The sequence below is a fragment of the Branchiibius hedensis genome, assembly GCF_900108585.1.
GTDB lineage: Bacteria > Actinomycetota > Actinomycetes > Actinomycetales > Dermatophilaceae > Branchiibius > Branchiibius hedensis.
This window is the reverse complement of the sequence record NZ_UESZ01000001.1, coordinates 3,480,627-3,493,455: the sequence shown is the minus strand read 5'-3', so window position 1 is coordinate 3,493,455 and position 12,829 is coordinate 3,480,627. Positions and strand designations below refer to the sequence as shown.

Sequence of the window (12,829 nt, the reverse complement as noted above, 5' to 3'; positions counted from 1 at the left end):
GCTCTAGCGTCATCGACATGACCTCCAGCGAACACACGATGGACCGGGCACTGGCTGCGCTGTCGACGCTCGACGAGATCGACGGTCCGATGTCCGTGGAAGTGATCCACCGGCTCACCGAGCTGCCGGCCATCGACACGCCGCTGACCGTGGCCCAGGTCGCCGAGTTGCTCGACATCAGCGCGCACTCGTTGCGCTACTACGAGCGGATCGGTCTGGTGTCGGTTCCTCGCGATGCGGCGGGGCAACGCGCTTACTCTGCGGACGCCGTACGCCGGTTGGTCTTCATCAGCCGGATGCGCCTGTCCGGTATGCCGATCCGGGACCTGCAGCACTACGTGTCACTGGTTGACCTCGGCGACGACACCGTGCCGGAGCGCCTGGACATGCTGCTGGAGCACCGGGACACCATCCGCCGCCAGATCCGCGAGTTGACGCTGTCGCTCGCGGCCACCGAATACAAGATCGCGACCTACGGAGGCCACACCTCATGAAGTATCGACGCATCGGCGACCTGTCCGTGTCCGCCCTCGGCCTGGGCTGCATGGGGATGAGCTTCGCCTACGGCCCGGCGGACTCCGCCGAGGCGCTGGCGACGCTCTCCCGCGCCCTGGAACTCGGGGTCAACTTCTTCGACACCGCCGACATGTACGGCGTGGGCGGAGCCAACGAGAGACTCCTGTCCACGTTCCTGGCCGACCATCGCTCCGAGGTGGTGCTGGCCACCAAGTTCGGCATCGTGACCGCCCCCGACACGGGGCTGCCGGCGGGCGTGAATGGTTCGCCGGAGTACGTGCGGCAGGCGATCGACGCGTCGCTGCAGCGCCTGGGCACCGACGTGATCGACCTGTACTACCTGCACCGGGTCGACCCGCAGGTACCGATCGAGGAGACCGTGGGTGCGATGGCGTCCCTGGTGACCGCAGGCAAGGTGCGCCACCTGGGCATCTCCGAGGCGTCGGCCACGACGTTGCGACGCGCGGCGGCGGTGCACCCGATCGCCGCGTTGCAGTCGGAGTGGTCGGTGTTCAGCAGGGACATCGAGGCCTCGGATGTGGTGGCCGCCCGTGAGATCGGAGCGGCGATCGTGCCCTACAGCCCCCTGGGCCGGGGGATGCTGACCGGCTCGGCGGCGGCGCTCGCACCTTCTGCTGGTGACTTCCGTTCGACGCTACCTCGCTGGCAGGAGGCGAACCTGAAGCGGAACCGGGAGCTCGTCGCTTCCGTGCAGTCCATCGCCGAATCGCTGGACGCCACCCCGGGCCAGGTGGCACTCGCGTGGTTGCTGGCGCAGGGCGACGACGTCATCCCGATCCCCGGTACCAAGCGACGTTCCTACCTGGAGGAGAACGTCGGGGCGGTGACCTTGACCCTGTCGGCTGACCAGCTCGCCGCGCTTTCTGCGCTGCAGCCCGCGGGCGACCGCTATCCCGATATGGCCTGGGTTGCGGGCGAATCAGCCTCTCTCGCTGAGTAATTCGGCGGCGACGGTGGCGTCGTGGAAGTCGATGTCACCGTCGGGAAGGTGCTGCACCCGCTCGTGCCCCTTGCCGGCGATGAGCACCAGGTCGCCGCTCTTCGCGGTCGCGAGGGCCCTTTCGATGGCCTCGCGGCGGTCCAGGATCACCTCGTGATCGGGGGCTCCGGCCTTGACCTCGGCAGCGATCGCCTCGGGTGACTCGTCGTAGGAGTCGTCCGTGGTGATGATGCCGATGTCGGCCTTCTGGGTCGCGACCGCACCCATCTTGGGTCGCTTCGCCGGGTCGCGGCGGCCGGCGGCACCATAGACGACGATGACCCGACCCTCGGTGACGGCGCGCGCGACGTCCAGGACGGCGGCCAGGCCGACGTCGGTGTGGGCGTAGTCGACGATGACCTCGAAGCCCTTGTCGTTGGGGACGCGCTCGAAACGGCCTGGCACCTGGGGGATGTCGGCGACCGCCCGCTGCAAGATGTCTGGGTCCATGCCGGTTTCGAGGGCGATTGCTGCGGCGCCGGTGACGTTGAGGACGTTGTAGTCACCGAGCAACGGCATGTGCAGCGGCAGTTCCATCGTGGGAGTTCGTAAGACGAAATCCGTTCCAGCACTTGTCTGTTCGATCGCAACTGCTTGGTAGTCGGCGGCGGTGGTGGTACCGAATCGCAAGGTGCCGCTGACCTCGTCAGCCAGGCGCGCGCCGTACGGGTCATCGGAATTGGCCAGCTTCGGCCCGTCGGTCCACTCGAACAGCCGTCGCTTGGTGAGGTAGTAGTCCTCCATCGTGGGGTGGAAGTCCAAGTGGTCGCGCGACAGGTTCGTGAAAAGCGCTGCCGCGTAATGGGTTCCGGCAACGCGCTGCAATGCGATGCCATGCGAACTGGTTTCAAGGACGACGTACTGCACGCCCTCGTCCCGCATCCTCGCCAAGGTGCCTTGCACGAGAGGCGCCTCACCCGTCGTACGCACAGCCGGCCGTCGCTCGGTGCCCACGATGATCTCAGCGGTGCTCAGCAGTCCGGTCTTCGCAGCGCCATAAGCGCTGCTCAAAATGCCGTGCAGCACATAGGAACTCGTCGTCTTGCCGTTGGTCCCGGTGATCCCGTAGACGGTCAGATCCTTCGACGGGTCGCCGTTCACGGCAACGGCAAGCCGGGCCATTGCGGCGCGGGTGTCCGGGACGACTGCGGTGGGCGCGCCGTCGATCGGGTGATCGGCAACGATCAGCGTCGCGCCCTGCTCGAGGGCCTGGGGGACGAAGCGGGCGCCGTCGGTGGTGAAGCCCTTGATCGCGACGTACGCCGAGCCGGGGCTGACCGCGCGGGAATCGTTGGTCACGGCGCTGACCTGCACCTCGGGAACCTCAACACCGAGTACGTCGCGCAGGGCGGAGCCGTCCAGAATCACCGCGCGAGCGTATCGCTTGGTCTTTCTTGCCTTATCTAGGCTCGCCGCTAGATAGGTGAATACGCTTCAATCGGCGCGCTCCTCTTCTGCCCACCTCGCCTCGACCACGGTGGCGGGATCGCTGGATGCGTCGTTCGTCGGGTGCGACCGCAATGCGTGCAGTGCCCTCAACCTGCACACTGACCTGCCCATCAAGGCCCACCACGACCGCGACCGTGCTCGCCGCCTGCAGGTTGGCCACCTTGCGGAAGGACTGGTGGCTGTCGAAGATCAGCGTGCCGTCGTCCAACGCTGTCAGCCCGACAAGTGCGGCTTCGGGGTGGCCAGCGGCAGAGACGGTCGCGACGACGCCTCGTCGTTGGTCACGAACGAAACGCGCCAGGGCGGGTGGGCTGCTGGCATCAATCGTCATCCCAGCATGATCTCTCGCGATGCTGTCGGTGGTCGGTTATAGCGTCTTTGCATGGACGGGACGCACCTTCTGGACGAGGCTGAGCAGGCCTCGATCGCCACTGTGCAACGGTGGCGTGCCGAGGTGAATGCCACTGCTGGACAATTTGATTCGCCCCGGATCCAGCAGGGGCTGGTCCAAGAGCTCGAATACCTCAAGGACGCCATCACCGCTCGACAGATCGAGCTGACCGCAGCATCCTCCGAAGACACCCGGGCTCGCCGACCCGGCATCCCCCACGACCGGTCCGATCGGCATACCGGGACCGGGATCGCGTTCGCCCGCAGACGCCACCCGTTGTCCGGTCAACGCCTGGTTCACCAGGCCCGAGTCCTCGTCAACGAGATGCCGTCGGTGCTTGCCGCGATGCGCGCGGGGCACCTCAACGAGGAGGCGGCTGCTCTCCTCGTTCGCGAGACCGAGGGCCTTGACCCGGCGGCGCGGGCTCAGACTGCGCAGGAGTTGCAGGACCGCTGGCAATTCCTCGGCGAGCGCGGTCTGCGGGAGGCTGCGCGAGGGATCGTCACCCGGCTTGATCCTGATCTGGCCCGGGTGCGCGCGATCGCCGCCGCCCACGACCGGCACGTCACCTGGCGCTCCGCCCCCGACGGGATGCTGCGCCTCAGCGCCCTGATCCCGGCGACGACGGGCCTGGCGTGCGTCCAAGCCCTGCAGGCGGCGGCCGACGCCCTCGTCGCCGAGAAGGCCAACAAGGCCACCCACCAGGACCGGCGGCGCGCCCAGGCCGACGCACTGGTCACCTTGATCACCGGGGCCACGGCCCGGCAACAACCACCGGTCGACGTGCGGGTCAACCTGATGATCCCCATCGACGCCCTCACCGGCGACGCCCCCGGCCACCTGGAGGGATACGGCACGATCAGCGGCCAGCTTGCCCGCGACCTCATCAACGCCTGCCCCGACGATCAGGGCCCAGCCGTCCGACGGATCTTCACCGCGCCGAACCATCAAGAGCTCATCGGCATGGAGAGCACCTCCCGCACCTACAACGGGCTGCTGCGCGAGTTCATCCGGCTACGCGACCAACGTTGCCGTACGCCGTTCTGCGAGTCGCCGGCACAACAGACCGACCACATCACGCCTGTCGCGAAGGGCGGACCGACCACCGCGGCCAATGGCCGAGCCACATGCACCCGGTGTAACCAGGACAAGGAACACCCCGACTACCGCGTGACCGGCACCGCGCAGCACGCCGTTTGCACTGTCGGCGGCCTGAAGATCCCCTCACAACCCCCGCAACCGCCCAGTAGCGCTCCAGCAGAGTCTGTTTCAGGGCTCGAACGCCGATTCATCGACATCATCTGGCACGGCTTCATCACGCCGAGGCGCGAGTGAGGCGGCGGACACCCCTCCGTGCGAATTCCCAGCGAACCCCCAGGGTTCGTGGATAGCAATCGTTCTCCGATCGACGTGGGGGGGCGTCGATGGACCGTTGCCGATACCGGCCGGCCTTGAGGGCCAAGTCAGACAAACGTGGCTGCGCGCCCGCAAGCGCTGGCTCACCACCATGGGCGTCGTGCTGCTCATCTCGCCGCTGGCGGGAGTGATCGGCGCGCACCTGATGGATCACCCTCATCGACATCGCGCCCACGGCCACCGTTCCGCAGTCGTGCTCGCCCTGTTGCTGATCGGGATGGTCGTGTTCTACGCGATCGTGATGACCTTCGTGATCCGCCGACTGCGGCGACGATTCGACGGGCAGTGGATCCCGCTGCCGGCCGGACTGCCTCGTCGGGACCGTCGGCATGTGCAGCGGGCGATCCGTCGCGGCGAACCGAGCGCCGACCGGTTCCTTCGGTACGTCGAGACCACGAGTGCTCGCAAGATCGCCCTGCAGAAGCGACGCGTGCTGTGGGTTCTCCCGGTAGGGCTGGTGGGCTGCGCGGTGATCGCTGTGACTAATTGGTCGCGCAGTCCTGTTCTGGCCTGGGTCTACCTCGGGCTGTTGGTCCTCCTCGTACTCTGCCTGCCAAGGACGATCCGGGTCTACCGGGGAGCAGACCGTTACTTGCGCACGGTCAACATCGATCCAGACGCGCTGCGGAGAGCCGGATAGTCAGGTGAATCCGCTTCTGCCGCACTACGATCTGCGCTGTGACGAAGGTGACCCCGCGGATTCGTGCGCAGATTTGGCGCGAGCGAGTGGTCGACGTCAACGACGGCATCCTCGGCGTCGCGGGCCTGCTGTCCGGTCTGGTCACAGCAGACCTGCGCAGCACGACCATCATCGTCACGGCCGTCGTCGCGATCTCCGCGGGTGCCACCTCCATGGCCGCGATGCGCTACACCGAGGCCTCCTTCAACCGCGACGCGATCATGACCGAGATCGCCGAAACGAAGCGGCGGCTGGCGTTGACCCCGCAGGAGGAGTACGACGAGTTGGTCGACATCTACCTCGATAAGGGCCTGAGCGACCGATTGGCCCACGAAGTCGCCCAGGAACTCAGTGCCCACAACGCTCTCGAGGCTCACATCGACGACGAACTCGACCTAGATGAGCGCGACTTCCAGTCACCGGTGACCGCCGGCCTGACCGCCGCGCTCGCCTTCCTCGTCGGCGCCCTCATGCCGGCCCTGATCGCGCTGCTCGTCCCGCCGTACAACCAACTGATCGTCACCCTCGGAGCCGTCACGCTGTCCCTGGGGATCACCTCGTTCGTCGGCGCAAAATTCGGGCACACCCACCCCGCGCGCACCATCATCCGCGCCGTCTCCTTCGGCCTGCTGACCCTGGCCATCGCCTCCGGCGTCGGTGAACTAGCCGACTAGCCAGACGGCTGCGTCAGCTACTTCTTTCGCGGGCACGGGATCGGCGTCCAGGTCTTTCCACCCGGCGCATACTTGCGACACCCCGTGTAGCCCGACCCTCCGCCGCCTTTGGGTTTCGGCGTCGGCGAGGCCTTCGCCGGCGGCGGGGTCTTGGGCTTGGTCGGCTTCGGGGCCGGCTTGACCGGTGGCGGGGGCGCCGACGGCCTGGTCGGTTTCGGCTTGGGCGTCACGTTCGGCTTAGGGGCAGGCTGACTCGTCTTCGGCGCGGAAGGAGTTGCTTTCGGCGCGGAGGGGCTGGCCTTGGGCGTCGTCTGCGCCGGTGTACTTGGTTTGGCGGCAGCGGCCTTCAGGTTGTTCAGCTGACCCTTCAAGATGCCGACCTTCTGCCGAGCATCCGCGAGCGCTGCCGTTGTGAGGGCCGAGGCCGGGAGGCGGTCGCCAGCGTTCAGCACCGACTCCAAAGCACTGGCGGCTAGCAGGGCGCTAGCTGTACTGCCCCGGGACGTTAGGAACGGTTCTCGGCCTGTCGGCGTGACTTGAGGAAGACCTCCGGGTGAGGTGTGAAGCGACGAAGCAAACACATCCCCAAACCCGGAGGTCCTCATGGTCCACGCTAATGCCCCGCTTTCTGCGACTGGTCGCCTGCGCCTGGCGCGGTGCGTGGTGGACGATGGGTGGCCGTTGCGGCGGGCCGCAGACCGGTTCGGGGTCTCGGTCACCACCGCGCACCGCTGGGCGGCCCGGTACCGCCAGCATGGTGCGGCGGGGATGTGCGATCGTCCCAGCCGGCCCCAGTCATGTCCGCACCGCACCAGTAGGCGCCGGGAACGGCGAGTCCTGGGGTTACGGGTTTCGCGGCGGTGGGGGCCGGCCCGGATCGCCTACCACCTGGGGATGAATCCGGCCACGGTGCACCGCATCCTGACCCGGTACCGGTGTCTTCGGTTGTCCTGGACGGACCCGGCCACTGGTGCCCCGGTACGGGCCGGTCGTCGAAAGGTGGTGCGCTACGAACGCGACGCCCCGGGTGATTTGGTCCACGTGGACATCAAGAAGCTGGGCCGCATCCCCGATGGGGGTGGACACCGGGTCCATGGCCGCGCTGCGGGGAAAGCTAACTCCCGTGCTACCTCCAGCAGTGGGCGGGGGTATGCCTACCTGCACCACGCGGTCGATGACCACTCCCGGTACGCCTACTCAGAGATCCTGGCCGATGAGAAGAAGGAGACCGCGACCGCGTTCATGCAACGGGCGGTGGCGCACTTCGCGCAGGTCGGGATCACCACGGACCGGGTGATGACCGACAACGGGTCCTGTTACCGCTCCCACCTATTCCGGAACATGCTGCAGGACCATGGGATCACCCATAAACGCACCCGCCCCTACACCCCGAAAACCAACGGGAAAGTCGAGCGGTTCAACCGGACCCTGACCGAGGAGTGGGCCTACGCCCGCCCCTACACCAGCGAGACCGAACGCGCCGCCGCGTACGAGGACTTCCTGCACATCTACAATCACCACCGCGCACACACCGCGCTCAAAGGTGGCTCACCCGCAGACCGCGTACCCAACCTGGCGGGGCACTACAGCTAGCCACCGAGGAGACCGTCGTGGTGCTCGTTGGGCTAGCCGCAGCCGCAGACGCCGCCTGCGTTGTCATGGTCTCCAAGGTGGCGACGGCACCCGGTACCGTGCACTGGGCGTCCGGATCGTAGAGCCCGACCTTCGCGTGAATCGCCCCCTGCTGGGCATCCTCGACGGCGGAGTAGAACTTCCCGTTCGGCGAGATCTTCATCGCCACCCCAAAACCGTTGCGGGCGATCTCGGCATTGATCAACCGTCCGTCAAGCCAGATGCCAGCGAGCAGTCGGCCATAGGAGTCGTGTTCCTCGACGTCGGTCTCCACCCGAACCGTCGACCCGATCGGGAGCGTCTCCCGCAAGTAGGCCGACGCCTCATTCGCCATACACTCCACCGGTTTATCCGGATCAACGCTCTCCGGTGTGTTCACGTTGAGCAATCGCACCCGTTGCTTCATACCGTCCAACATGACATCGACGGTGTCTCCATCGACGACATGCGTGACGGTGGCCGTTCGACCCGCCTGATCGATCGACGACATCTGCCGAACAGCTATGCCGGTGCCGGTGGTCGCCACGGCGAGGCCGGTCACCGCGACGCCCACCTTGGCTGCCACCGGCAGAGCCCCGAACCACGACATTGCTTCCCCTCCCCGGGACCACCGTCCTGTCGTCCCGCTCAGCACTTATACAGGATTCTCCCAGCTATACCGGCATTGCCCCCAGGTAGGTGGCCACCTCACCAACCGACCGGCGAAGCTGGGCGCATGAACCAACCGGCCATCCTCTGGCTCCGTCGCGACCTGCGCCGACACGACCATCCGGCGCTGTTGAAGGCGCACGAGGACGCCGGCAGCGCGGGCGTCCTGCCCCTCTTCGTGATCGACCCCGTGTTGTGGAAGTCCGCTGGCCCAGCCCGTCGCGGCTGGCTGGCCGCGACGCTCAAGGCGACCAACTCGGCGTACGCCGATCGGCTGGTTATCCGCCTGGGTGACCCGTCCGTCGTGGTCCCGAAGGTGGCCCGCGAGCTCGGGGCCGCACGGGTGCACGTCACGCGTGAGACCACTCCCTACGGCGCTCGACGGGACGCCAGGATCGCCGCCGCACTCAACGACGCAGAGGTCGAATTGGTCGAGACGGGAACGCCGTACGCCGTCGGTCCCGGTCTGATCAGCAACGGCAGCGGCAAGCCGTACAAAGTCTTCACGCCGTTCTCGAAGGCGTGGCGCGAGCACGGCTGGCCTGCCCCCGCGCAGGTCGACCGGGTGCGCTGGGCGACCGCGGACTCCGACGGTCGCGTGGACGCAATGCTCGACAAGGCCATCCGCGAAGCCCCCGAACTTCCGCCCGCGGGCGAAGACGCGGCCATGCAGCGATGGCACGAATTCCTCGAGGACATAGCCGATTACGGCGACGACCGGGACCGCCCCGACCGTGACGCCACCTCACGGCTGTCGCCCTATCTGAAGTACGGCGTCCTACATCCGCGCACGTTGCTAGCCGAGGCTCCCAAGAGCAAGCGCGCCGACCGCTACGTCACGGAGTTGGCGTGGCGGGAGTTCTACGCGGACGTGCTGCACCACAACCCGAAGTCCGCGTGGCACGATCTCAACCCGCTCGGCATCCCCTATGACGAGCCGGACGAGACCTTCGAAGCCTGGAAAGACGGCCGCACCGGCTTCCCGATCGTCGACGCCGGGATGCGACAGCTGAACGAGACCGGCTGGATGCACAACCGGGTCCGGATGATCACGGCCAGCTTCCTGACCAAGGACCTACATGTGTGGTGGCCGCACGGTGCCCGCTACTTCCTCGACCGCCTCATCGACGGCGACATCGCCTCGAACAACCACGGGTGGCAATGGGTTGCGGGCACCGGGACCGATGCCGCGCCGTACTTCCGGGTCTTCAATCCGACCACGCAGGGCGAGAAGTTCGACCCGCAGGGCGAGTACGTCAAGCGCTGGATCCCCGAGTTGGGCACGGATGAGTATCCCGATCCGATCGTGGACCACAAGGCCGAGCGCGAGGAGACGCTACGGCGTTACGAGCACCGCGGGCACTGACCGAAGATCTCGACGGTGTGGCTGACCTGCGTGTAACCGGCGTCCGCAGCGATCTGCGAGGCCCACTTCTCCACCGCTGAACTGGCCACCTCAACACTGGCGCCGCACTCCCGACAGACCAGATGGTGGTGGTGCGAATCAGCTTCCGACGGTCCGCACAACCGGTACCGGCTCTCCCCGTCCGGGCCCTGCACCACGTCGGCTCGGCCGTCCTCGACGAGCGCGCTCAACTGCCGGTAAACCGTGGCCAACCCGATGCTCTGACCGTCCACGCGCAACCCCGCGTGCAACTCCTGCGCACTGCGGAAGGTCGTGTCGGCGGCCAAGGCTGCCTCCACCGCAGCGCCTTGTTTCGTGGCCCGGCGGCTCATGCGGCGCTCCGAGCGGTCCAGCCCCGCGCACTGCGCCGACGACCAACGGCCCAACAGATCAGGTAGATCAAGAAGGACAGCGTCGTCACGTAGGGGCTGATCGGGATGCTCGCCCCGGTAGCCAGCAAGATTCCGCCGACCATGGCGATGAGCGCGAAAACCGTTGCCAGCACAGGCGCCCACACCGGCGAGGCCGTCACCCGGAAGGCCGCCGCAGCAGGCGTCACCAACAGCGACAACACCAACAGCGCACCCACCACCTGGATCGACAGTGCGACCGCAACGCCCAGCGCGAGCATGAAGGCCAGCGACAGCGCCCGCACCGGCACACCTCTGGCCTGCGCGACCTCGGGGTCGACACTGGCGAAGAGCAACGGTCGCCACATGATCAGCAACGCGACAATGGCAATGGCCGAGCCCACGAGCAGAGCGGCCAGTTGCGTGTCGTCCACAGCCACGATCTGGCCGAGCAACAATCCGAACTTGTTGGCCGAACGACCTTGGTAGAGAGACAAACACAGCACACCGAGGCCGAGACCGAACGGCATGAGTACGCCGATGATCGAGTTGCGATCCCGCGCTCGACTGCCGAGGAAGCCGAGGATGCCGGCCGCGATGAGCGATCCGATGACCGACCCGGCGACCACGTTGATGCCGAAGAGTAGGGCTGCTGACGCCCCCGCGAAGGACAACTCACTGATGCCGTGCACGGCGAAGGGCAGATCCCGCATCATCACGAACGTGCCGAAGAGTCCGCCCAGGAACCCGAGGGCGATGGCTGCGATGAGCGAGTTCTGCACCAGCGGAAGGAGTTCCGCGTAGTCGCTGAAGTTGAAGATCCGATCCATCAGTGCTCCTCCCCCGGGTGACAGTGCTGATGATGGGTGTCACCGGCCGCGACATCCGTGCCGAGCACGACGATGCGATCACCCCGCCGGATGACCTCGATCGGCGCACCGTAGAGGCGGCTCAACGTCTCGTCGTTCATCACCTCATCGACCGTGCCAAGCTGGAAGCTGCCCTCGACCAGATAGAGCACCCGATCGCAATACGGCAGAACCGGATTCAGCTCGTGGGTGATGAAAAGCGTCGCTGTCCCGTTGCGGCCCTGGTCCGAGATCAGTTGCACCACGGCCTGCTGGTGCGGAATGTCCAGGGAGACCAGCGGTTCGTCGCACAGCAAGAGCGCGGGCCGGTTGGCGATGGCCTGGGCGATCCGCAGCCGCTGCTGTTCCCCGCCGGACAGCAGCGACATCGGCACGTCGGCGTACGAGGATGCCCCGACCTGCTCCAACAATTCGTCCACCCGCGACTCGACCGCCGCATTGCGTCGGCCGGGTCCCCAATGGTTCCCGTCGATGCCGAGACGCACCAGGTCACGACCCCGGATCGCGAACGCCGATGCGGACGAACGGTGTTGCGGCACGTAGCCGACGTGCTCGTTGCCCTGATGCACCGGTTCGCCGGCCACCCGAACCGTGCCCGAGATGTGCTGCAACCCAAGGATCGCGCGCAACAGACTGGTCTTGCCCGACCCGTTCGGACCGAGCACCGCAATGAACTCACCCGGCTCGACGCTCAGGTTCAGTCCGCTCCACAGGACCCGATCGCCGTACGCCAGGGCGGCGTCGGTCAGCTCCAGGGCCGGCGCGGTCATGACCGGTCGAGGGCGGTGGATAAGGCGGTCAGCTGGCTCTTCATCCACGTAACGTACGTCGATCCGGCCGGGAGCGTCTCCGTCACCGGCACGACGGGCACGTTCGAGCTCTTCGCGGTGTCCAGCACCTTCTGGGTGACCGGCCCGGTGGTCTGCTCGTTGTAGACCAACGCCTTCACCTGGTGGCCGGTGAACAGCTTCAACGTGTCGTTGAGGATGCCGACCGACACGTCGTTGCCGTCCTCGATCGCCGCACTGAACGCCTCCGGTGTCTTGTTGACCAGGCCGCACGCTTCCAGCAGATAGCCCGGCACCGGCTCGGTGATCGCGACGGGTTGACCGCCATGGGCGGTCTTCACCGAAGCCGCCTGCGCCTCGAGCGCCTTGACCTGCTCGGTGAAGGTCGTGAGGTTCTTCGTGAACGTGTTGGCGTGCGACGGGTCCAAGGTCGCCAACTTGTCCTTGATGGCTCCGGCCACCTTGAGCACGGTCGGGAAGTCGTACCAGACGTGCTCGTTGAGGTCCTCGCCCGCGGCGGCCTTCTTCCCGGAGATGTCGACGGCGTTGAGCACGGTGTTGCTGTCACCGACCGAGGCGACCATCTTGGTCATGAAATCGTCGTAGCCACCGCCGTTTTCGATCACGACGCCGGCGTTCTTGATCGCGAGCTGGTTGCGGACACTTGCCTCGTATTCGTGCGGGTCCTGGCTGGGGTCGTTGATGAACGAGGTGACGTGCACCGCATCACCGCCGATGGTCTTGGCGACGTCACCCCACACGTTGGTCGAAGCAACCACCTGCACGACCCCGTTGCCGCTGGTGGCCGTCGCGTCGGAGCCGCCGCCGCTACATGCGGTCAATCCGCCTGCCAGCGTTGCCAGTCCGAGTGTCATCCCGAGGAGTCGTCGCGTCATACCTAAACGATAACGGTTCTCATTTGCATCAGCAAGCCGACCGGTGAGTAACCGAACAATTCCGCGCGACACGGTGTGGCGCGGCCAGCGAACCTGTGTGTTTCCGCGAAATACCG

14 protein-coding genes are annotated in these 12,829 nt (G+C 66.6%); 7 read left to right on the top strand and 7 right to left on the bottom strand.

Annotated elements, in window-relative coordinates:
- The first annotated feature begins 17 nt into the window (after positions 1 to 17).
- Positions 18 to 494 (top strand): MerR family transcriptional regulator, encoded by a 477-nt coding sequence (locus tag DR843_RS16990; RefSeq protein WP_245934174.1) that lies wholly within the window; start codon positions 18 to 20, stop codon positions 492 to 494.
- Positions 491 to 1,477, top strand: a complete 987-nt coding sequence (locus DR843_RS16985) for an aldo/keto reductase (protein ID WP_109687727.1) — start codon at positions 491 to 493, stop codon at positions 1,475 to 1,477. Before DR843_RS16990 ends, DR843_RS16985 begins: the two co-directional genes overlap by 4 nt.
- Here the strand turns inward: DR843_RS16985 and DR843_RS16980 are convergent.
- Positions 1,457 to 2,884 carry a UDP-N-acetylmuramoyl-L-alanyl-D-glutamate--2,6-diaminopimelate ligase gene (locus DR843_RS16980; RefSeq protein ID WP_109687726.1) on the bottom strand — a complete coding sequence of 476 codons (1,428 nt, stop codon included), beginning with the start codon at positions 2,882 to 2,884 and terminating at the stop codon, positions 1,457 to 1,459. The genes DR843_RS16985 and DR843_RS16980 overlap by 21 nt on opposite strands.
- 31 nt (positions 2,885 to 2,915) lie before the next feature.
- Positions 2,916 to 3,296, bottom strand: coding sequence for a pyridoxamine 5'-phosphate oxidase family protein (locus DR843_RS16975; protein WP_109687724.1), 381 nt, complete (start codon positions 3,294 to 3,296; stop codon positions 2,916 to 2,918).
- 51 nt (positions 3,297 to 3,347) lie between these two features.
- Here DR843_RS16975 and DR843_RS16970 point away from each other — a divergent pair, with 51 nt between their 5' ends.
- The 4 genes from DR843_RS16970 (at position 3,348) to DR843_RS16955 (ending at position 7,718) form a co-directional block, all read left to right on the top strand.
- On the top strand, positions 3,348 to 4,691 hold the full coding sequence (locus DR843_RS16970) for an HNH endonuclease (RefSeq protein ID WP_109687722.1): 1,344 nt from the start codon (positions 3,348 to 3,350) through the stop codon (positions 4,689 to 4,691).
- A 181-nt stretch (positions 4,692 to 4,872) separates the two neighbouring features.
- Positions 4,873 to 5,412: a hypothetical protein gene (locus DR843_RS16965; protein WP_146202612.1), complete on the top strand. Its 540-nt coding sequence runs from the start codon at positions 4,873 to 4,875 to the stop codon at positions 5,410 to 5,412.
- Between the two features lie 38 nt (positions 5,413 to 5,450).
- Positions 5,451 to 6,125, top strand: a complete 675-nt coding sequence (locus DR843_RS16960) for a VIT1/CCC1 transporter family protein (RefSeq protein ID WP_170119912.1) — start codon at positions 5,451 to 5,453, stop codon at positions 6,123 to 6,125.
- Positions 6,126 to 6,728: 603 nt separating this feature from the next.
- Entirely contained in the window at positions 6,729 to 7,718 is a 990-nt protein-coding gene (locus tag DR843_RS16955) for an IS481 family transposase (protein WP_109683633.1), read from the top strand.
- Here the strand turns inward: DR843_RS16955 and DR843_RS16950 are convergent.
- On the bottom strand, positions 7,663 to 8,346 hold the full coding sequence (locus tag DR843_RS16950) for a thermonuclease family protein (RefSeq protein ID WP_109687716.1): 684 nt from the start codon (positions 8,344 to 8,346) through the stop codon (positions 7,663 to 7,665). The genes DR843_RS16955 and DR843_RS16950 overlap by 56 nt on opposite strands.
- Positions 8,347 to 8,472: 126 nt before the next feature.
- On the opposite strand from DR843_RS16950, the gene DR843_RS16945 reads away from it, so the two are divergent.
- Positions 8,473 to 9,771: a cryptochrome/photolyase family protein gene (locus DR843_RS16945; RefSeq protein WP_109687714.1), complete on the top strand. Its 1,299-nt coding sequence runs from the start codon at positions 8,473 to 8,475 to the stop codon at positions 9,769 to 9,771.
- Here DR843_RS16945 and DR843_RS16940 read toward each other — a convergent pair.
- The 4 genes from DR843_RS16940 to DR843_RS16925 are packed head-to-tail and all read right to left on the bottom strand — an operon-like array spanning position 9,750 to position 12,713.
- Positions 9,750 to 10,142: a Fur family transcriptional regulator gene (locus DR843_RS16940; protein WP_109687713.1), complete on the bottom strand. Its 393-nt coding sequence runs from the start codon at positions 10,140 to 10,142 to the stop codon at positions 9,750 to 9,752. The genes DR843_RS16945 and DR843_RS16940 overlap by 22 nt on opposite strands.
- Positions 10,139 to 10,990 (bottom strand): metal ABC transporter permease, encoded by an 852-nt coding sequence (locus DR843_RS16935; protein WP_109687711.1) that lies wholly within the window; start codon positions 10,988 to 10,990, stop codon positions 10,139 to 10,141. The genes DR843_RS16940 and DR843_RS16935 overlap by 4 nt, the downstream gene beginning before the upstream one ends.
- Entirely contained in the window at positions 10,990 to 11,799 is an 810-nt protein-coding gene (locus DR843_RS16930; RefSeq protein WP_109687709.1) for a metal ABC transporter ATP-binding protein, read from the bottom strand. Before DR843_RS16930 ends, DR843_RS16935 begins: the two co-directional genes overlap by 1 nt.
- Positions 11,796 to 12,713 (bottom strand): metal ABC transporter solute-binding protein, Zn/Mn family, encoded by a 918-nt coding sequence (locus DR843_RS16925; RefSeq protein ID WP_109687707.1) that lies wholly within the window; start codon positions 12,711 to 12,713, stop codon positions 11,796 to 11,798. The genes DR843_RS16930 and DR843_RS16925 overlap by 4 nt, the downstream gene beginning before the upstream one ends.
- Positions 12,714 to 12,829 lie beyond the last annotated feature (116 nt).